The sequence below is a fragment of the Arthrobacter sp. LFS091 genome, from assembly GCF_047977885.1.
Taxonomy (GTDB): domain Bacteria; phylum Actinomycetota; class Actinomycetes; order Actinomycetales; family Micrococcaceae; genus Arthrobacter.
The window spans coordinates 18,348-37,952 of the sequence record NZ_JBFPFP010000007.1; the positions used below are offsets into that span (position 1 = coordinate 18,348).

The 19,605-nt window shown below is 63.9% G+C and carries 18 protein-coding genes; 10 read left to right on the forward strand and 8 right to left on the reverse strand.

What is annotated here, in order from left to right:
• Positions 1 to 73 precede the first annotated feature (73 nt).
• Entirely contained in the window at positions 74 to 1,126 is a 1,053-nt protein-coding gene (locus ACNQOP_RS13960) for a LacI family DNA-binding transcriptional regulator (protein WP_257370675.1), read from the reverse strand.
• A 137-nt stretch (positions 1,127 to 1,263) separates the two neighbouring features.
• Between ACNQOP_RS13960 and ACNQOP_RS13965 the strand changes: the two genes are divergently transcribed.
• Positions 1,264 to 2,145 (forward strand): helix-turn-helix transcriptional regulator, encoded by an 882-nt coding sequence (locus ACNQOP_RS13965; RefSeq protein WP_416404844.1) that lies wholly within the window; start codon positions 1,264 to 1,266, stop codon positions 2,143 to 2,145.
• Positions 2,146 to 2,180: 35 nt separating this feature from the next.
• Here the strand turns inward: ACNQOP_RS13965 and ACNQOP_RS13970 are convergent, their stop codons facing one another.
• A complete protein-coding gene (locus tag ACNQOP_RS13970) occupies positions 2,181 to 2,810 on the reverse strand; it encodes a DUF2510 domain-containing protein (RefSeq protein ID WP_416404845.1) in 630 nt (209 codons plus the stop codon).
• Between the two features lie 103 nt (positions 2,811 to 2,913).
• Between ACNQOP_RS13970 and ACNQOP_RS13975 the strand changes: the two genes are divergently transcribed.
• The 4 genes from ACNQOP_RS13975 to menD all read left to right on the forward strand — a co-directional run bounded on the left by ACNQOP_RS13975 (position 2,914) and on the right by menD (position 8,633).
• A complete protein-coding gene (locus ACNQOP_RS13975) occupies positions 2,914 to 3,507 on the forward strand; it encodes a hypothetical protein (protein ID WP_416404846.1) in 594 nt (197 codons plus the stop codon).
• A 60-nt stretch (positions 3,508 to 3,567) separates the two neighbouring features.
• The gene (locus tag ACNQOP_RS13980) at positions 3,568 to 4,587 is read left to right on the forward strand and encodes an o-succinylbenzoate synthase (RefSeq protein ID WP_416404847.1); all 1,020 of its coding nucleotides are present in this window, start codon (positions 3,568 to 3,570) and stop codon (positions 4,585 to 4,587) included.
• A 77-nt stretch (positions 4,588 to 4,664) separates the two neighbouring features.
• The gene (locus ACNQOP_RS13985; RefSeq protein ID WP_416404848.1) at positions 4,665 to 6,755 is read left to right on the forward strand and encodes a PhoX family protein; all 2,091 of its coding nucleotides are present in this window, start codon (positions 4,665 to 4,667) and stop codon (positions 6,753 to 6,755) included.
• Between the two features lie 165 nt (positions 6,756 to 6,920).
• Positions 6,921 to 8,633 carry a 2-succinyl-5-enolpyruvyl-6-hydroxy-3-cyclohexene-1-carboxylic-acid synthase gene (menD, locus tag ACNQOP_RS13990; RefSeq protein WP_416404849.1) on the forward strand — a complete coding sequence of 571 codons (1,713 nt, stop codon included), beginning with the start codon at positions 6,921 to 6,923 and terminating at the stop codon, positions 8,631 to 8,633.
• Between the two features lie 57 nt (positions 8,634 to 8,690).
• Here the strand turns inward: menD and ACNQOP_RS13995 are convergent, their stop codons facing one another.
• The 4 genes from ACNQOP_RS13995 to ACNQOP_RS14010 form a co-directional block, all read right to left on the reverse strand.
• Positions 8,691 to 9,479, reverse strand: coding sequence for an amino acid ABC transporter ATP-binding protein (locus tag ACNQOP_RS13995; protein WP_235517248.1), 789 nt, complete (start codon positions 9,477 to 9,479; stop codon positions 8,691 to 8,693).
• Positions 9,480 to 9,490: 11 nt separating this feature from the next.
• Positions 9,491 to 10,282: an amino acid ABC transporter permease gene (locus ACNQOP_RS14000; RefSeq protein WP_211711986.1), complete on the reverse strand. Its 792-nt coding sequence runs from the start codon at positions 10,280 to 10,282 to the stop codon at positions 9,491 to 9,493.
• An 80-nt stretch (positions 10,283 to 10,362) separates the two neighbouring features.
• Positions 10,363 to 11,160 (reverse strand): ABC transporter substrate-binding protein, encoded by a 798-nt coding sequence (locus ACNQOP_RS14005; RefSeq protein WP_257370664.1) that lies wholly within the window; start codon positions 11,158 to 11,160, stop codon positions 10,363 to 10,365.
• Between the two features lie 158 nt (positions 11,161 to 11,318).
• The gene (locus ACNQOP_RS14010; RefSeq protein WP_349471208.1) at positions 11,319 to 12,665 is read right to left on the reverse strand and encodes an isochorismate synthase; all 1,347 of its coding nucleotides are present in this window, start codon (positions 12,663 to 12,665) and stop codon (positions 11,319 to 11,321) included.
• Positions 12,666 to 12,756: 91 nt separating this feature from the next.
• Here ACNQOP_RS14010 and ACNQOP_RS14015 point away from each other — a divergent pair, with 91 nt between their 5' ends.
• The 4 genes from ACNQOP_RS14015 (at position 12,757) to ACNQOP_RS14030 (ending at position 17,450) form a co-directional block, all read left to right on the forward strand.
• On the forward strand, positions 12,757 to 13,518 hold the full coding sequence (locus ACNQOP_RS14015; RefSeq protein WP_211711989.1) for a demethylmenaquinone methyltransferase: 762 nt from the start codon (positions 12,757 to 12,759) through the stop codon (positions 13,516 to 13,518).
• Between the two features lie 28 nt (positions 13,519 to 13,546).
• A complete protein-coding gene (locus tag ACNQOP_RS14020; protein ID WP_416404850.1) occupies positions 13,547 to 14,890 on the forward strand; it encodes a geranylgeranyl reductase family protein in 1,344 nt (447 codons plus the stop codon).
• Positions 14,891 to 14,899: 9 nt separating this feature from the next.
• The gene (locus ACNQOP_RS14025; protein ID WP_416404851.1) at positions 14,900 to 16,003 is read left to right on the forward strand and encodes a polyprenyl synthetase family protein; all 1,104 of its coding nucleotides are present in this window, start codon (positions 14,900 to 14,902) and stop codon (positions 16,001 to 16,003) included.
• A 580-nt stretch (positions 16,004 to 16,583) separates the two neighbouring features.
• On the forward strand, positions 16,584 to 17,450 hold the full coding sequence (locus ACNQOP_RS14030) for a type IV toxin-antitoxin system AbiEi family antitoxin domain-containing protein (protein ID WP_416404852.1): 867 nt from the start codon (positions 16,584 to 16,586) through the stop codon (positions 17,448 to 17,450).
• A gap of 181 nt (positions 17,451 to 17,631) precedes the next feature.
• Here ACNQOP_RS14030 and ACNQOP_RS14035 read toward each other — a convergent pair whose 3' ends face one another.
• Both ACNQOP_RS14035 and ACNQOP_RS14040 read right to left on the reverse strand, forming a co-directional pair.
• Complete coding sequence (locus ACNQOP_RS14035) at positions 17,632 to 18,054, reverse strand: hypothetical protein (RefSeq protein WP_416404853.1); 423 nt, start codon at positions 18,052 to 18,054, stop codon at positions 17,632 to 17,634.
• A 13-nt stretch (positions 18,055 to 18,067) separates the two neighbouring features.
• On the reverse strand, positions 18,068 to 18,739 hold the full coding sequence (locus ACNQOP_RS14040; protein WP_235517241.1) for a trimeric intracellular cation channel family protein: 672 nt from the start codon (positions 18,737 to 18,739) through the stop codon (positions 18,068 to 18,070).
• Here ACNQOP_RS14040 and ACNQOP_RS14045 point away from each other — a divergent pair, their 5' ends adjacent.
• On the forward strand, positions 18,740 to 19,501 hold the full coding sequence (locus ACNQOP_RS14045) for a sirohydrochlorin chelatase (protein ID WP_284986391.1): 762 nt from the start codon (positions 18,740 to 18,742) through the stop codon (positions 19,499 to 19,501).
• Positions 19,502 to 19,605 lie beyond the last annotated feature (104 nt).

Genomic DNA, 19,605 nt, shown 5'->3' on the forward strand with positions numbered 1-19,605 from the left:
CTGCGTTGTGAGGCCCGCTCTGCAGGGTATTTCGCCCTTTTAGGGTGCAGAGCGGGCCTCACAACGTGGCAGGTCAGCGGGTTGGCGCCGGGCCAGTGGATTCGCGGATGACAAGGCGGCAGGGGACCATCGTTTCCTTCGTGGCTTCCTCCGCCGCGCCTTCGGTACGTTCCAGGGCGTCCAGCAGCGTGGTCATCGCCGCGCGCCCTACCTCCCGCAACGGCAGGGCCATGGTGGTGAGGGCGGGGACCATGGTGTCGGCGATCCGGGTCTCGTCGTCGTAGCCCATGATGGACAGGTCCGCAGGGACGTTCAATCCAAGGCGTGCGGCGGCGAGGGCTACCCCGACGGCCAGCCGGTCGTTCGCGCACATGATGGCGGTGGGTCGATCAGCCGGGGACACGCCGTCGAGCAGCTTCATGGCCCCGTGGAAACCGGCATCGATATCCCAGCCCGCCATGTGGATCCGCCCCTCGCTCGCTGCGAGCCCCGCAGTGGCGAAGGCGTCCCGGTAACCCTGCACGCGCAGGGGAGCCGCGGGAGAGTCCAAGGAACCGGCAAGCAGGGCAATATCCGTGTGGCCCAGTTGCAGGAGATGCTCCGTTGCCTCCCTGCCGCCGGTGACCTCGTCCGGGATGACATGGTGGAGCTGCGGCTCAGGGTGTGCGTCATAACAATTTGCCAGGACCGACGGGACGCGAAGCATGCCTTGTGGCACCTCGATCGGCTTCAATCCCACCGTCACGTACATGAGCCCGTCTACTTGGCGATCCAACAGTGTCTCGATGGCGCTCGCATCACGGGCAGTATCGCTCTCTGTGTCCATGACCACCGTCACGAAACCACGGCTCCGGGCGACATCGTCAGCCCCGCCGATGATGTTGCCATCGAAGGGGCTGACCACCACCTCGTCGGACAGGATGCCGATGACCCGGGACCGCTGGTTTCGCAGGCTCAGCGCAATGGCGTTGGGGGAGTAGTTGAGCTCCTGGGCCGCCTGGCGGATCCGGTCCTGGCTGTCCTTTGCCACATTGCCGTCGCCGCGGCCGTTCAGTACCAGCGAGACCGCGCTCCGGGAAACTCCCGCCCTCTTGGCGACGTCCAGGGCGGTGGCCTTGCGGTTCATGGGAACGTCCTTCCGTGCTCTGCTTCCTGAAGTCTATCTAACGCGTGTGAGGGTACGATTCTGCGGGACTGGCTCCGTTGATAGGGGGTACAGGTTGTGGCCCCCTTAGTGAGGCGAGCCAGCGATACTGTAAATCCATGAACAACCTGCCTGACAACCGTGCCGACATCAAGGACTTCCTCGCTACCCGCCGCGCGAAACTCCTCCCGGAACAGGTTGGGCTTCCATCGGGCAGCAGGCGTCGGGTGCCGGGCCTTCGGCGCGAGGAAGTAGCCGTGCTGGCAGGCGTCAGCCCGGAGTGGTACGCCCGCTTGGAAAAGGGAAACATCAGCGGCGTTTCGGATGACGTCCTCTACGCCGTAGCCAGGGCGCTGCAACTGAGCGACGAGGAGCGGACGTACTTGTTCGAGCTCGCCAAAGCGGCCCGGACCACGAATCGCGCCGCTCCCAGGCGGAAGGACACGGAAGTGGCCGCACCCGTCCAATGGATGGTGGACTCCATCACCCTGTCCGCGGCGTTCATCAGGAATGGCCGCCTGGACATCGTCGCCTCAAACGCCTTGGGACGGGCGCTGCACGCTCAAATTTTCGCCAGCGAAACCACTGCGGCGAATGGGCGTCCCAACTTTGCCCGCTTCCATTTCCTCGATCCGGCGTCACGGGACTTCTACATCGACTGGGAAGCCGGCGCCGCTGCCACGGCGGCCCTTCTGCGCGCAGAAGCCGGACGGGAGCCCAACGACCGGGCCTTGCGCGAACTGGTGGGCGAGCTCTCCACCCTGAGCCCCGAATTCAGCGAGCTTTGGGGATCACACGATATCCGGTTCCGCCACGAGGGCATGAAGCGGCTGCAACATCCCGTGGTGGGGTATCTGGAACTCACGTACCAGTCCCTCGCCCTGCCCACCCTGCCCCGGGCCGTCAACGAACTCAGCGTCTACACAGCGGAGCCAGGCACGGTCCACGAGGAACACATCAAGCTCCTGACCAGCTGGGCGGCGACCGCGGCTAAATTGTGAGCCGCGGGTGAGCTGCGTTGGGGGCTGCGGGTGAGCTACGTGGTAACCGAGTAGCCGAGCTGGTTGTACATGGACTGCATCATGTTGGACGTCCAAATACCTGCAACCACCATGGTGAGTACGAACACGGCGATGGTGACCCAGATCGGCCACAGCCCCCGTTTCGGGGCAACCTTGTTGACGATCACCGAGCGGCCAATCACGTACACAGCGGCGTTGAGGAACGCCCACGCCCAATGGAACGGACGCTCGACGCCGGACTTCAGCAGGCGCTGACGGTCCAGATAGGCGAAAAACACCGAGAGGCCATAGGCGATGAAACCCGATCCCAGGCTGAGGAAATACGCCGGGGTATACATCGAGAACGGGTCCACAGTGGTGGTGCCCTGGCGGGTAGTGATCATGCGGAACTCCGGCTGCCAGAACAGCAGGAAGATGACCGAGACCAGCGGCAACAGCGTGATAGCCCAGATGAAGGGGTTGTAAACAGGTGTCCCCTCACTGATCCGCGGGCGTTGCGGCGTGAAGGCTGGCTGGTACTGCCCCTGGCGCGGGGCCTGGTTGGCTGTCCACGCGTGGCCGTCCCACCACCGGACAAACCTGGGGTCCGAAGGGTCCGGATACCAGCCGGCAGGTGTTGGTGAACCGGGCATTGATTGAGTCATGTTTCCCCCGCATTGAGTCGTGACTTTGAGAATATCGCGGTTGCCGTCCCTTAGTTGCCAGATGGCCCTCCCCAGGCGCCGCGTGGCGGTGTAAGCATGGAATATGAGCTTCTTCGACGACGTCCCTGAATTGCCGGAACGGCCACGCCAACCGCAGCCCATCCGGCCCGGATGGTTCGGCCCGCCGTCGGACGAGCTGCCGGGCATCCTGCCCATCGGAGCTTTTGTGTACCAAAGCGCCCACGTGGTGGTGGCGTTGAAGATGGCGGAGGTGTACTCCACTGGCTGTTTGCTGGACCTCAAGTGGTCAGTGCGACGCGTAGACGAGTCGGCCCAGGAATGGCGGGACATTCTGGAGCAAAGCTTCAGCCGTCCGGGACTGCCGGGAATCAACGTCGGAGTCTCGCTCGCCGATGGGAGCAAGGCGATTGCCTCGCATCCCACGCCGGCAATGTTGGAGGACACCGAAGACGTCTCAGGGCCGGTCCTCACCCACCGGGGCGGCGGCGGAGGCAGTGCCGGGGATGAGCAAGTGGAGGGATCTGCGCAGTTCTGGCTATGGCCACTGCCCGGGGAGGGCGATATCCGCATCGTGGCCAAATGGGACGAACTGGGGGTACCCGAAAGCTCTGTGGTCCTTTCCGGAGCCCGGTTGGCTGATGTCCTTGGAACTGTCCAAAACTACTGGGCCGTTTGAGATGTCCACATAGGCCAACTGCCGCCGTGTGGCCCGCAAAGCCGCCGGTACAGTGGCACTATGCCTGCAAGCCTTCCTGCCCTCGAAGAACTCCTGGACTCCGCCCACGTTGTGTCGCTGCCCATGCGCGTGAAGTTCCGGGGCATCATGCAGCGCGAAACCCTGCTGCTTCAGGGACCTCGCGGCTGGGGCGAGTTCTGCCCGTTCCCCGAGTACGAAGACGAAGAGTCCTCCCGCTGGCTCGCTGCCGCCGTGGAGGCAGGCTGGGTTGGGTTTCCTTCACCATTGCGGCAAGTAATTCCGGTCAACGCCACGGTTCCGGCAGTTCGGGCCGAGCAGGTACCGGACGTCCTGGCCCGCTTTGGCCGGGTCGATGCTGTCAAGATCAAGGTCGCCGAGAAGGGACAGGAACTCGCTGACGACTTCGCGCGGGTAGCAGCAGTACGCCGGGCCCTTCCCGAGGCGGCCATCAGGGTGGATGCGAACGGTGGATGGAACGTAAGCCAAGCTGTCGAAGCGCTTGGGACGCTGTCATCGCAGGGCCTCGAGTACGCCGAGCAACCCGTTCCCACCATCGAAGGTTTGGCCGAGGTCCGCCGTCGTCTTGCCGACGCAGGTACGCCGGTCTTGATCGCCGCCGACGAAAGTGTTCGCAAAGAGGATGACCCCCTCCGTGTAGCCAAGGCGGGGGCTGCGGACCTCATTGTCGTCAAGGTAGCACCGCTCGGGGGAGTCAGGCGGGCGTTGGACATCGTCGGGCAAGCCGGGCTGCCTGCCGTCGTCAGTTCCGCGCTGGACACCTCGGTGGGAATCCGGGCCGGGCTCGCGCTCGCAGGCTCCCTTCCGTCCCTTCCCTACGCCTGCGGCCTGGGCACGGTGTCCCTGTTTGTCTCAGACGTCACCTTGGATCCGTTGGTAGCCGACGACGGCGCCATACCGTTGCGTGACACGCACCCCGATCCCGGACTGCTGGAGCAGTACGCGGCTTCGACGGACCGCCGGGATTGGTGGCTGGACCGGCTCCGACGGGTGCACGACGTCCTGGCGCGCGACCACCACCCTTTGTTCACCCAGCCTTAACCCGAGCGACCTCCCGGATTCGGATTCCGCTGAAAAGCTCAACGGGAATCCCGTACACCCTCTGGAAGGTCATCCCCATGTCTGAAACCACCGGACGCACGTTCCCGCTGCTCCCCATGCTCGGCCACACCAAAGGCAAGCGCAGCCCGGTCACGTGTGCTCTGAAATGCGACAACGCCTGCTCTGGCGATGTCTGCAACACCAGCACCAACGGCTACTTCAGGGACATCGCCTCCACGGCCATGTCACGCCGCGCGGCTCTTGGCCTCGGCGCTGCGGGTGCGCTCGCCGTCGTTCTTGGCAGCGCAGTGACCGGCACCGATGCCGCAGTCGCCGACTCCGGGAACGGACTCTCGGACGCTGCCAAGAAGGGCTTCGACAAGTCCAAGCTCAAGTTCACCGCGATCAAGCCGGTCGACGCCGCCGTCGACGAATTCACCGTCCCTGAGGGATTCGGCTGGAACCCGATCATCCGTTGGGGTGACCCGTTGTTCAGCGACTCGCCGGCCTTCGACATCACCAAGCAGACCGCGGCCGCGCAGGCACGCCAGTTCGGCTACAACAACGACTACACGGACATCCTTCCGATCCCCGATTCCAAGGATCGCCGCGCTGTCCTGTTCACCAACCACGAGTACACCAACGAGAACATCATGCTGCCGGTCGGCTTCGATGCTGCCGAGGGCCGTGCCATCGGCCGCGCCGCCCACGGCCTCGCAGTGGTGGAGCTTGAGCGCAAGAACAAGAACAAGCCGTGGAGCTACGTCCAGGGCGCACCCTTGAACCGCCGCTTCCTCACCAACACGGTCTACGAGCTGACCGGCCCGGCTGCGGGTACAAACCTGGTCAAGACCATCGATGACCCAGCCGGCCGCTGGATCAAGGGCACGCTCGGAAACTGCTCCGGCGGCACCACCCCGTGGGGCACCATCCTCTCCGGCGAAGAAAACTTCAACGGATACTTCGTCGCGCCCGGCACGAGCGACTCGGACAAGCGCTACGGCCTCTCTGCCAAGCCCACCGCGCGGCAGTGGGAGCTGGACGAGCCCCGCTTCGACACCCGCAACTCCGGCTACGCGAACGAAACCAACCGCTTTGGCTGGATCGTGGAAGTAGACCCCTTCGATCCCACATCCACTCCGAGGAAGCACTCGGCCATGGGCCGGTTCAAGCACGAGGGCGCCAACGTGATCGTTGCCCCCGATGGCCACGTGGTTGCCTACATGGGTGATGACGAGCGTTTCGACTACCTTTACAAGTTCGTCTCCAAGGGCAAGTACCAGCCCGGTGATTCGAAGGCTGCCCGCCAGAACAACATGAACCTTCTCTCAGAAGGCGACCTGTATGTGGCCCGCTTCACGGGTGACTCGCCCGCCGCCGAGATCGACGGTACCGGCAAGCTCCCGGCCGACGGCGCTTTCGACGGTTCGGGCGAATGGCTGCCCTTGGTGGTTGGTGGCGTCTCCGCGGTTCCGGGTATGTCCGTGGCCGAGGTCCTTGTGTACACCCGCCTGGCCGCTGACAAGGTCGGACCCACCAAGATGGACCGTTGCGAAGACGTCCAGCCCAACCTGCTCACGGGCAAGATCTACGTGGCCTGCACCAACAACTCCGACCGCGGCAAGGCCGGCAAGGAAGGCGCGACGGAGGTCAACCCCCGCACCCAGAACCGTGACGGCCACATCGTGGAGATCACTGAGGCGCCGGGGCAGACCGGCACCAAGTTCAACTGGACCCTCCTGCTTGTTGCGGGCGATCCGGCCAAGAACAAGTCCGCTTACTTCTCCGGCTTCCCGGCGGATAAGGTGTCGCCCATCTCCTGCCCCGACAACGTGGCATTCGACTCCGTCGGCAACCTCTGGATCTCCACGGACGGTGCCCCGTCCACCATCGGCTACAACGACGGTCTGTTCAAGGTGACGTTGGAAGGCCCGGAGCGCGGCAAAGTAGAGCAGTTCCTGTCCGTACCCCGCGACGCCGAAACCTGTGGCCCGATCGTCCACGACGAAGAGCGCACGGTGTTTGTCGCCGTCCAGCACCCGGGTGAGGAAGGCACGTTCGACGCGCCGCACTCGTACTTCCCGGACTACGTTGCTGCAGGCGCCCCCGCTCCGGCCGGTGCAGTGCGGGCCCCGCGCCCTGCGATCGTGCAGGTCTTCCGCAAGTAGCACTGACCTTTCCTAAAACCACGAATGCTCTCCCGCCCGACCCCCGGGTGGGAGAGCATTCCCACACTGTCCCTCTCTCACATCCCGCCCGGTTCCGGCGGACGCTCCCTCACGTCCCGCCCGGTTCCGGCGGACGCTCCATCACCACCCCAATAGACTGGGGCGGTGACTTCCCAGGACTCTCTGACATCCATCGCCGCCGCACGGATCGCCGTAACTACGCTGATCGACGGCGGTGTGCGGCATGTGGTGGTGGCGCCGGGTTCGCGGTCGGCCCCCATGGCCTACGCCCTCGCGGAAGCCGAAGCTGCGGGCCGGGTCCGGCTCCACGTGCGGATCGACGAACGCGACGCCGGATTCACGGCCCTGGGGTTGGCGCTCTCAACGGAAGCTCCCGTCGCTGTCGTTACCACCTCCGGGACGGCCGTGGGCAACCTTCTTCCGGCCGTGATGGAGGCCAACCATTCGGCCGTGCCCGTGGTTGTCATTTCAGCGGACCGGCCCGAAGAACTCCACGGGACCGGGGCCAACCAGACCACCATCCAACTGGACCTTTTCGGCGAGCACGTGCGATTCGCCGTCGACGTCCCCGCTGGGGACGATCCGCAGAAGGCTGTTGCCACTGCACTTTATGCCGCGACGGGCGCGCTGGAAGACACCCCGCCCGGCCCCGTCCAGCTGAACCTTGCGTTCCGTGATCCTTTGGTTCCAGCGGCCAACGACGCCCTCCCGGAAACGCAGGGACACGGCGTGTTCCATTACGACGCCGGTCCTCAGGCACTGGACCTGCCGGCGGCGTCCAGCGAACTCCCCGAGCGACGCACCGTGGTCCTCGCCGGTCACGATGCCGGACCCGTGGCCGAAGCTTTCGCGCGGGCACATGGCTTGCCGTTGCTTGCAGAGCCATCATCCAACGCGCGCTTCGGCCCTAATGCAGTGGGCCCGTATCGCGTGCTGCTTCAGCACTTCGGGCCCGAATCTTCAACCCCGATCGACCGTGTGGTCCTGTTCGGCCGGGCAACGCTGTCGCGTCCCGTCGCGTCACTGCTGGCGCGTGAGTCCGTACAGTCCGCCATCTACCAGCCGGTCCCGGTTGCCTGGTACGAGGCGGGCCGGCGACGCGAAACGCCCATTGAAACACTCCCGGAGCTCGCGGATTTCGCGGGTCGTGGCTCCGCGGAGTGGCTCGACTCCTGGCTCCTCGCCGCCGCCGCAGCCCAACATGGCTTGGACAGTGTGTTGGCGGGGGAAGGCGCTGCCAATGGCCCGTCCGTCGGGGCAGCGGTTTGGGAACACGCCCGCGGCCAGCTGGTCCTCGGCTCCTCCAACGGCATCCGCGATGTCGACCTCGCGGGGCAACCGCACACCGCGCCTATCGCAACGGTTTACGCCAACCGCGGCCTGGCCGGAATCGACGGCACCATCGCCACAGCCACGGGAATCGCGCTGGGCAGCGGCCGCGAAACCACTGCGCTCCTGGGGGATGTCACTTTCCTCCACGACGCCGGCGGTTTGCTCATGGGACACGGTGAACCTGTTCCGGATCTTCGCATCGTGGTCCTCAACGATTCCGGCGGGGCCATCTTCAGCCTCCTGGAACACGGCGCCGTCGAAGACTCGGGCGCCTACGGCACCGCCGTCGAACGCCTTTTCGGTACCCCGCACTCAGTGGACATCGCGGCACTCGCGGCGGCCTACGGCGTCGGACACCAAGCGGTAAGTACGACGGCGGAACTTGCCGAAGCGCTGAAGTCGCCGCTGAAGGGGCGCACCATTGTGGAGGTGCGTGTGGACCGGGCGGGCTTGCGCGGACTCCATGCCCGGATCAAGGAAGCCATCTCCGAAGCCGTGGACAGGGTCCTGACGGCGAGGGGTTAGCTCTCGAGGCTTTGGGGGCTTCCAAAGCGCCGAGAGCTAACCCCTCGCGGCAGAAAGTTACGCTTCCTCGACGCCGATGTGTGTCGGATCCAGGACACGGCGCAGGAATTCCTTGGTGCGCGGCTGCGTAGGAGCACTGATGACGTGCTCGGCCGGGCCTTCTTCCACCACAACACCGGCGTCCATGAAGACCACGCGGTCGGCGACTTCGCGGGCGAAGCCCATCTCGTGCGTGACCACCAACATGGTCATGCCTTCCTGCGCGAGTTTGCGCATGACTGCCAGGACATCGCCGACGGTCTCGGGGTCCAACGCAGAGGTGGGCTCGTCGAAGAGCATGAGTTGCGGGTCCATGGACAGTGCCCTGGCGATCGCGACGCGCTGCTGCTGTCCACCGGAGAGCTGGTCCGGGAAACGGTCGGCCAGATGACCCAGCCCTACGCGCTCCAGGTTGTGGCGGGCCACGTTGGCGGCCTCGGACTTGGAGCGCTTGAGCACCTTCATCTGGGAGATGGTGCAGTTGTCCAGCACACTGAGGTGCGGGAAGAGGTTGAAGTGCTGGAACACCATGCCCACGCTTTGGCGCATTTTGTTCAGGTCAACATCAGGATCCGTTGCTTCGAACTTGCCCACGTTGATGGTGCCCGCGTTGGGCTGCTCCAGCAGGTTGACGCAGCGCAGGAGCGTGGACTTGCCCGAGCCGGAAGGCCCGATCAAGCAAACCACCTGGCCCGGTTCCACGGTCAGCGAGATGCCCTTGAGGACTTCGTTGCTGCCGTAGGACTTGCGCAGGTCCTTGATGTCCACGCCAGCGGCGCGAACGGTGCTGTTTACGACGTCGTTCATGACTGTCCTGCCTATCGCTTCGTCCGCGCGGAGCGGCTTTCGAACTTCCGTGCCAGGAGGCTCAAGGGGATGGTGATGACCAGGTAGAAGGCGCCGGCCACGAGCAGCGGAGTCAGGCCCGCGCCGAGGCTGGAGATGCCGTCGCGGCCGAACTTGGTGAGCTCGTACTGGGAAGCTGTGAGGCCCAGGACGTAAATCAGCGAGGAGTCCTTGGTGAGCAGGATGATCTCGTTGGTCAGCGGGGGCAGGACGATCTTGAACGCCTGGGGAATCACGATCGAAACCATGGCGCGCCAGTGCGGCATGCCCAGTGAACGGGCAGCTTCCATCTGGCCCTTCGGCACGGCCTGAAGACCAGCGCGGAGGGTTTCAGCGATGTACGCGGATGCCACCATGCCCAGCGAAACCATGACCACGATGTTGACGTCCCACTGGACACCGAAGGCCAGGGGAACGCCGTAGCCGAAGGCGATGAAGACCAGCAGCGCAGGGACACCGCGGAAGAACTCGATGTAGCCCGTTGCGAGCCAGCGGTACAGCGGGAAAGAGGAGAGTTTCATCAGGGCAAGCAGAAGGCCGCCTGACAAACCCACTACGAAGGCCAACGCCGTGTAGATAAGGGTGTTCTTGAGGCCCACCAGGAAGATGTCCGGGAACATCGGCCCGATCTTGGCGAAGTTGAAGACGCTGTTCCCAACAGTCTTCCAGTCGACGGCAAGGATCACCGCGGCCAGGACCACTACGAAGATTCCGGCTTGGACGTACAGGCTGACTTTGGCTCGTTGACGTGCAGTCATTGCCATGGTGTTCTCACATTCGTGTTGCGCAGGTGGGCCCCGAAACAGCGTGTAGTTTCGGGGCCCACCTGTGTGGATGTCGGGAGCTACTTGGAGGTTTCGCCGAACCAGGTGCTCTGGAACTTCTTCATGGAGCCATCGTCCGTGAGGCGCTTGAGCGTGGCGTTCACGGCATCTGCCATGGCCGTGTTGCCCTTCTTGATGGAGATGCCCAGTTTCTCGCCCGTTGCGTAGTCTTCGACGCGCTTGAGGTTGGAGTCATCCTTGATGGCGTAGCCAAGGACGGACTGGTTGCCAATGGCGGCGTCGATGGTGCCGGCCTTGAGTGCCTGGACCAGGAGGCCGGAGTCCTCGAACTGCTGGGCGTCGATTCCCTTGTCCTTGGCGTACTGGGCGCCGGTGGTGGCCTGCTGCACGCCAACCTTCTTGCCCTTCGCGCTGTCGATGTTGCTGATGCCCGAGGAGGACGTGGCAACGAGGGTCAGGTCGTCATCCAAGTACGGGTTGGAGAAGTCCATGACGTTCTTGCGGACGTCGGTGATGGAGATCGAGGAGATGGAGACGTCGCAACCGGTCAGTGCGGTGCCGGTTTCGATGGCCTCGAAGGAGCTGTCCACCACGTTGAGCTCGGTCTTGGTGTCCTTGGCAATTTCGGCCGCGATGTCCATGTCGAAGCCAACGATCTTGCCGTCCTTCTGGAATTCAAACGGCTCGTAGGGAACATCCGAGCACACCGTGAGCTTGCCGGCGTTGATGAGCTTGAGGCCGGAGTCGTTGGAGGCTGCCGGAGTGGACGAGCCGCCACAAGCGGTCAAGGCCAGGGCGCCGGCTGCGAGCACGGCGGCCATCTTGGTGCCGGACAGAACCGAACGGGAGATCTGCATGTTGTTTACCTTTTGTTGCGGTGGATGCTGAACTGAGTCGGTTTTAGTGTAGCGCCGAACATGAGATGTGCATCACAGGAAACTAAGTTTCACTATTTGATAACTAGTTTACGCACTTATCAACCGCCAAAAGGGATGTGCTGTCCGGGATCCCAGATTCAGCGCCGGATACCCAAAGCCTCGAGCATTGGCCGGAATTTAGCCCAGGTTTCCGCCAGCTCGGCCTCCGGCTGCGATCCCTCCACAATGCCGCAACCTGCGTACAGGCGGACTGTGTTGGCGTCCTCGATAACGGCTCCGCGAAGCGCGATGCCCCATTCGCCGTTGCCCGCAGCATCCAGCCACCCGACGGGCCCGGCATACGGGCCCCGGTCCAGGTGCTCAAGCTTGCGGATCAGTGCCCCCGCTACCAGCGTGGGCGTTCCGCAGACAGCCGCAGTGGGGTGGAGCGCATTGATCAAGGCCAGGCACGTGGGGACGTGTCCCTCTATATCGGCCAATTCCGCCTTCACGTCGGAGGCCAAATGCCACACATTGGGCAGCTCCAGGATGAACGGCTCGCTATGCGAATTCATGGCCTCGGAGAACGGGGCCAACTGTCGCGTCAGGGAGTCGATCGCAATCTCGTGTTCGTGCCGCTGCTTCTCCGAACCGGCCAGCACCCGCTCGGCGTACTCCATCGGAGAACCGTCCATGCCGTCAGCGTCGCGACGGTCCAAGGTGCCAGCCAGCACGCGGGCCTGCGCCGTGCGGCCTTCGACCTGGATGAGCATCTCCGGTGTCGCGCCCACCAGGCCGTCAACGCCGTACGTCCAGCATTCGCGGTACCGGGCTGCGAGCTGGCGAAGAACCTCCGCAGCGTTGACGCCGTCCGGAAGGGTGGCTACGACGTCGCGGGCCAGCACGAGCTTCTCCAATTTGCCGGCGCGGATCTCCTCCACGCCATCGGCCACCGCCTGCATCCAGGCTTCTTCGCTGAGCGAGCCGTGGCTCAGGTAACCGTCCGCGGCAACAGCGTCCGGTGAGAGTCCGACGCCGGACCCGCCTGCCGCTGAATCCTCGCCGTTCGGCTCGCCGCCGCTCAGCCAGTGGTCAACAGAGGCTAGGACACCCGCCTCGGTGAGGTCGCCGTCGTCGAACGTTAGTTGGGTGGCCCAGGCGCGGCCATCACGGATGCCAACCACCAGCTCGGGCAGGATCAGGCGCGAGACGTGTGGGGACGTTTTGGAGAAGGCGAAGGAGCCGAAAGCGACCGGCCCGGTGCCCGGCAGCTCCACCTGGTCAGTGATTTCGGCCTCAAGAATGAGGTGCCGCCACCACATATCGGCCTCAAGGAAACGCTCGGGACCGGTGGCGCTGAAGCGGGTCAGCTCACCGAAGCCCACCAGGCCAGCCTCGCGGCGGGACCAGCAGAGAACGTCATCCCGCACCAGAAACGACGGCAGCCCCCCGGAGGATGATTCAACATCGAGGGGGACTGTCAAGGTGCGGAGCGTGCTGGTCATGATGGAACAACAGTACTCCCGCCCGCAGCCAGAATCTGAGCCGACTTCTACAGCGCAGCAAAGTCGGCGGAATGTCTGAGACAATTACAGGGTGAACCGAGCATCCTTGGAAAAGCGTCCGGACGAAGTTGCGACGATGTTTGATGATGTCGCCCCAAAATACGACGTCGTCAATGACGTCCTGTCCATGGGGCAGACCCGGCGGTGGCGCCGGATCGTGGTGGACGCCATGGACGTCAAGGTCGGCCAGAAGGTCCTGGACCTCGCCGCTGGAACCGGTACCTCCAGCGAACCCTATGCAGACGCCGGCGTTGACGTCGTAGCCTGCGATTTCTCCTTGGGCATGCTCAAAGTTGGCAAGCGCCGCCGTCCGGACATCGACTTCATCGCCGGGGACGCCACCAACCTGCCGTTCGCGGACAACAGCTTTGACGCCTCCACCATCTCCTTCGGCCTGCGCAACGTCGTGGAACCGCGCAAGGCTCTCGAGGAAATGCTGCGCGTCACCAAACCCGGCGGCCGGCTGGTCATCGCCGAGTTCTCACACCCTGTGGTCCCGCTGTGGCGCAACCTCTACACGGAGTACCTGATGCGCGCGCTTCCGGCCATCGCCACCAAGGTTTCCTCCAACCCGGATGCCTACGTTTACCTCGCCGAGTCCATCCGCGCCTGGCCGGACCAGGACCACTTGGCCCAGTGGCTCAGTGACGCCGGCTGGACTGACGTTACCTACCGCAACCTCAGCGGCGGCATCGTCGCCGTGCACCGCGCGCAGAAGCCCGCCGAGCACCGCGAAAGTGTCCCCGTAGCCAAGCTTCGCCGCCAGATAAAGCCGCGCCACCAGGCCGGTTAGCTCGTACTGCCTGCTGATTTAGGACGACGTGAAAGTACTGATTGTTGGCGCGGGCCCGGCCGGGTCCACCGCCGCGTATTACCTCGCCCAGGCGGGCATTGACGTCACGGTGCTGGAAAAGACCTCCTTCCCCCGTGAAAAGGTCTGCGGCGACGGACTCACCCCAAGGGCTGTCCGGGAAATCCAAAAGCTCGGATTGCCGCACGCCGTCTCTGAAGGTTGGAGGCGCAATAAGGGCCTCCGCCTCATTGCCGGCGGCCGCACCATCGAGCTGCCCTGGCCCGAGGTCGCCGACTTTCCCACGTACGGCCTGATCCGGACCCGCCTCGGTTTCGACGAGGACCTGGCCCGTCACGCGCAGGCCGCGGGCGCCGTCGTCCTTGAACACCACAGTGTCACGTCGGCCCTGAAGTCGGACGACGGCCGAGTCATCGGCGTACGTGCCGCCATCCTTGACGAGTCCGGACGCAAGACGGGCGAAACGCGCGACTTCCATGCCGACGTCGTTCTTGCCGCAGACGGTAACTCCACGCGGACCGCCGTGTCGCTGGGTATGCACAAGCGCGACGACCGGCCGTTGGGTGTTGCCGTGCGCACCTATTTCACGTCGCCGCGGCACGAGGACGACTGGATGGAAGGCTGGCTTGAACTGCCGGATAAGTCAGGCAAGCCGCTGCCCGGTTACGGCTGGGTTTTTGGTGTTGGTGACGGCACCTCCAACGTTGGCCTGGGCATCCTTAACTCCTCCAAGCAATTCGGCAAGCTCGACTACAAGCAAGTCCTGCGCGAATGGACCGCCGGGATGCCCGCTGACTGGGGCTTCACGCCGGAGAACCAGGTGGGGGAGATCCGTGGTGCCGCGCTGCCCATGGGCTTCAACCGCACCCCGCACTACTCGCCGGGGCTGCTCCTGCTGGGCGACGCCGGCGGCATGGTGTCCCCCTTTAATGGCGAGGGCATTTCCTACGCCATGGAGTCCGCCCGGTTCGCGGCCGAGTTCATCATTGATGCGTCCTCCCGCTCCGCTTCAGCCGGCTGGAACACGCACGACGCCGATGCGCACCTTTCGCGGTACGCGGACTATGTGCGGGACCAGTGGGGATCGCACTTCACGCTGGGACGGCTCTTCGCTTCCTTGATTGGCAAGCCGGCTGTCATGAAGCTGGCACTTCGCACGGGAATGCCGATTCCGGTGCTGATGCGGTTTGTGGTCCGCATGCTCGCGAACCTCACCGATCCGTCAGCGAAAGGCTTCGAGGACCGCGTGATCCGGGTACTCGAAATGCTGGTTCCGGCGACGTCCAACACTTCTTCGTCCGGCGCGCTGACCGCAGCCGGCTCCGACACCGCGGTTTCCGCAACAACTAGTTAGGGTTAACCCGTGACGAACTCTGCCGAACACAGTTGGACGCATGCCGGGCACGGCCTGCCTGACTCCAACAAGCCTTCCCTGAACACCACAGCGATTGCTACGGGACTGCAACTGCCCGCTGGTTTCGCTGCCATTGCAGGGGACGCCGAACTCGGCCCCGCCATCACCAACAACCTTGCCCGGGTGGAGAAGAAGCTTCGCGAAGCCATCTCCAACTCTGACCCCTTGGCTGACGCGACGTCGCGTCACCTGGTGGAAGCCGGTGGCAAGCGCATCCGACCACTGCTCACACTGCTGTGCGCCCACCTCGGTGATGCTTCGCGCCCCGAGGTTGTCCAGGCTGCCGTGGTTGTTGAGCTCACGCACCTGGCCACGCTCTACCACGACGACGTCATGGACTCGGCTCCGTTCCGTCGCGGGGCTCCCACTGCACACGAGGTCTGGGGCAACTCGGTGGCCATCCTCACCGGCGACCTCATCTTCGCCCGCGCCTCCATCCTTGTCTCCGAGCTCGGCTCTCGTGCCCTCGGTATCCAGGCCCGGACTTTCGAACGCCTCTGCCTGGGCCAATTGCACGAAACCGTGGGGCCACGCGAGGACGAAGACCCCGTGGAGCACTACCTTTCCGTCATCGCGGACAAGACCGGATCCCTGGTTGCGGCCTCCGGGCAGCTCGGCGCGATCTTCGCCGGTGCCGATGAATCCTTTGAGGATTTGCTGGTTGAGTACGGTGAAAAGGTTGGCGTCGCGTTCCAACTTGCCGACGACGTCATCGACGTCACCGGCGTGAAGGTCAAGTCCGGAAAATCCCCCGGCACTGACCTCCGCGAAGGCGTACCCACCCTCCCGGTGCTGTTGCTGCGCCGCGATGCTGCTGCGGGGGACTCGTCTGCCGCCGAACTCCTCAAACTGATCGACGGCGACCTGTCCTCCGACTCGGCTTTGGCTGAGGCTGTTGCAGGTCTTCGTGAACACCCCGTCACCAGTGAGTCCTGGAAGATCGCGCGCCAATGGTCTGCCGAGGCCGTTGCTGCACTCGCTCCGTTGCCGGAAGGCGTGGTGAAGGCGTCGCTGACCAACTTCGCCCACGCTGTGGTGGACCGCAGCAGCTAAGTTTGCGTTGGTTGCGCAGGCGTCCGGTCTTTGTAGGCCGGGCGCCTGTTTTGTTGTCGGGATTCCCGATGCAGGCAATTCGTCGTCGTGAAACCCGTACCTCCACCACCTACTTTGGGGGCTTGAGGGCGACGGCTTGCCCGTTGTTGCGGCGTGTTGGCCTGCTGCTGGACTCAAAGTGGGTGGTGGCCGCGCGCGCCCCAACTTGAAGCTTCCGGAAAAAGGAATGGCCCCGGTTCGTTGCAACGTTACGAGTCATACGCTGCACCGAACCGGGACCACAATCTCCGTTCGCATCAGACCCACCGGAGGCATTTAGTGGATCCGTGAAAAGCTTATGACAATCCTGTCACATATGCAACTCTTTGCGTCAACGGTTTTTTCTTATCTGCCGTGCGATTTACAGCGAAGCGCCGAGCCTCCACCACCCACTTTGAACCGCAGAGGGCCGGGACTCGCCGGAATTTAGTGCGCCATTGCCTCCTGGGCTTCCGAAGTAGGTGGGGGCGGGGCACAGAAGTTGTCCACATATGGGGCATAGCCACCCCAGTCAGGCTGACTATGGGCCAATCCTTGGCCTATGGACGTCTCACAATTCCTGGTCAGCCGCCATGGCGCGGCAAGGACCGAAACCCTCCGTAAGGCCGGATTTACTCGACGAGCCCTGACTAAGGCTGTCAACGACGGGGCTATCGCTCGCCTACACCGAGGTGTTTATACCTCGGCCGATGCGGATCCCGACGTTGTTGCAGCGTTCCGCGCCGATGGCCTGCTCACCTGCGTCTCGGCAGCCCGGTTCTATGGTCTATGGATTCTTGAGAATGCCGAGCAGCTCCATCTGAGCTGCAGCACTGGCCTTGCGCGGCGGCGCGTGGTGCATCACGGGGCCTGCACGCACCCTGTGCATCCCTATCTTCCTGTGGCAGGTGTTGGCGACGTGCTCCTGCACGCTATGCGATGCCTGCCTGAATTGGAGGCTTTGGTCATGGTGCAGAGCGCCGTAAGCCAAGCGCTCCTGTCCACCGGTTTCCTGCGGCGGAAACTCCCCGGAAACCGCAACGGAAAAGTCAGGGCTGTTTTGGACTTGGTCTTGCCGCGGGCCGACTCACTCTTGGAGGTGCTGGCTCACACCCACTTCACGAGGGCTGGACTACAGGTCCAGATGCACGTGGACGTGCCCGGGGTGGGCGAAGTCGACTGTCTGGTCAACGGGCGCGTGATGGTTGAACTCGACGGTGCAACCCATTTCGAACCGAAGCAGGTGAAGAAGGACCAATATCGGAACAACGCCGGCCTCCGAGGCGGACTTATCCCGTTGCGTTACTACTATGCCGATGTTGTGTACAACCCACAACGAATGGTGGACGAAGTCCTGGATGTGCTCAGGAACTGGGAGGACGGCCGTTATAGTCCGTTCCGGTACATAGCCAGCCCGCCGCCGTCGTGAATTCGCATCACGCTTGTACCGCCACCACCGACTTTGACCGCCACCTATCAACACCACACCCCCTTGGGCGGCGTGTCAGGGGGAATGCCACATCAGAGTGGGTGGTGGCCGAACACAGGTCACAACGAAAACAGCCCCTCCGCGAACCCAAGGGGTGCGAAGGGGCTGCTACGCCTGCAAATCAGTCTTCGTCGTTGAACGCCCACTCAAACATGTCGAAGACGAACTCGGAGAACGTTCCTTCTTCGCTCTTCCACTGTCCGCGGGCGTTGTTGCGGCGCCAGACGATGGGATCGGGGATGCCCAGATCGGCGGTGCGGAAGCCCCAGGTGAATTGCTCATCCTCGTCCTCCAGGAACATGAGGAAACCTTCGTCGTCGACTTCGAGTTCCTCGGGGTCCCAGAAATAGTGGTAGGCCTCCATGAGGTCTTGGCAACCGCCGATGGCCAGGTAGAACTCGCGGAGAACCAGCGGGATGGTGAAGGAGTGGTCGGCAAGGGCCTCGTCCAGCTCTTCGGGCGTGAGGCCATCCTCTTCCTGCCATTCATCCTCGAGATACTTTGGGACCAGCGCGCGGAACTTCTCGAGGAACATGTCAGTCATGCTCTTATCCTAGCTAATCCCGGGCACCCGAAATTGCGCCCGTTCCGCGGCCGGGCCGGTGCCATCCACGGACCGCGAGCGGCACGCGCCAGCTGCGTCGCCAGGCAGTGACGCGGAAAGCGAAAACGACGGCGGCGACGACGCAGGCAGAGAGCCCGGTGAACAGCCCCAAATGCCACAGCAACGTGGTCAAGCCGGCACCAACAAAGGCCGGCAGCGCATACAGGTCCCGTGCATTGAACAGTGTGGGGACCTCGTTCGCCGTAATGTCGCGCAGCAGTCCGCCACCCACGGCAGTGGTCACACCCAGCAGGATTGCGGCAACAGGATTTACGCCCGCGGTCAGGGCCTTCAGCGTCCCGGTGATGCAGAAGAGAGCCAGGCCGCCGGCGTCGAAGAGCGTTAAAAGGGAGGTGAAGCGCTGAACCGAGGAGAACAGGAAGTACACCAGCATTGCCGCCAGCAGGGGCGGGACCAGATAGGCGGGGTTGGTGAACGCGATCGGGGGACCGGCGTTGATGATGATGTCGCGGATCACGCCGCCGCCCAGCGCCACAATCGAGGCCAGGAGCACGGAACCCACAATGTCGAACTGTTTGCGGGCCGCCAACAGTGACCCGGAGACCGCGAAGAAAAACACGCCAAATAGGTCAAGCCACAGAAGAAGGATGTCGATGGAAATCAAGTGGACGGTTTCTTTCTGGGTACGGCTCTCAACAGATGCTGGCTCAACGTTACGCTAGCTCCCATGAACAGCCCCGTTTTGATCGCGTGCGCCCACGGAACCCGCAACGCCGAAGGCCAGGCAGCCATCCGCCAGGTCATGGCCGACATCGAGGCCCTTCGCCCCGGCTTGCGGGTGCTCGAGGCCTACGTGGACGTGCAGGAACCTGAGCTGGGGGGAGTGGTGGAGGGCCTGCCCGAGGGGACTGCCGCCGTCGTCGTCCCGCTTTTGCTGTCCACCGGCTTCCACATCAAAGTGGACGTACCCAAGGCGATCAAGAGTCGGCCCGAAGTGATCTCGGCCAGGCCGCTCGGCCCGGATCCGCGGCTGGCTGAGCTGCTTGCCGTGCATCTGCGGGCCGCAGGCCTGGAGGAGAACGACGGCGTGCTGGTGGCTGCCGCCGGCTCCTCGCTTCCGGACGGGTCGGTGGACTCGGAAGAGCAAGCGCGCCTGCTCGCTGAGCTGCTCCCCAACAAGGTCCGGGTCGCCTATGGTGCCAGTGCCAAGCCGACAGTGCCCGACGGCGTCGCCTCCTTGCGTGCGGAGCTCGCCGCCGATGGTGGGACGGGACGGGTGTTCATCGCGTCCTACCTCTTGGCGACCGGCTATTTCCACGATCAGCTGGCCAAGGCTGGAGCTGACGTTGTCGCGGCTCCGCTGCTGCCTTCACCGGTGCTCGCCGAGATCGCGTTGGAACGCTACGACGCAGTGCTGGCGAGCTGATTGCCTCCACATCCGCCTGCATATGTGGCGCCGCCGGACAAGGCCACTGGCGTGTTCGTGACGAAATGTTTCCCTAGGTGACTCAACATTTCCAGACCTTTGCT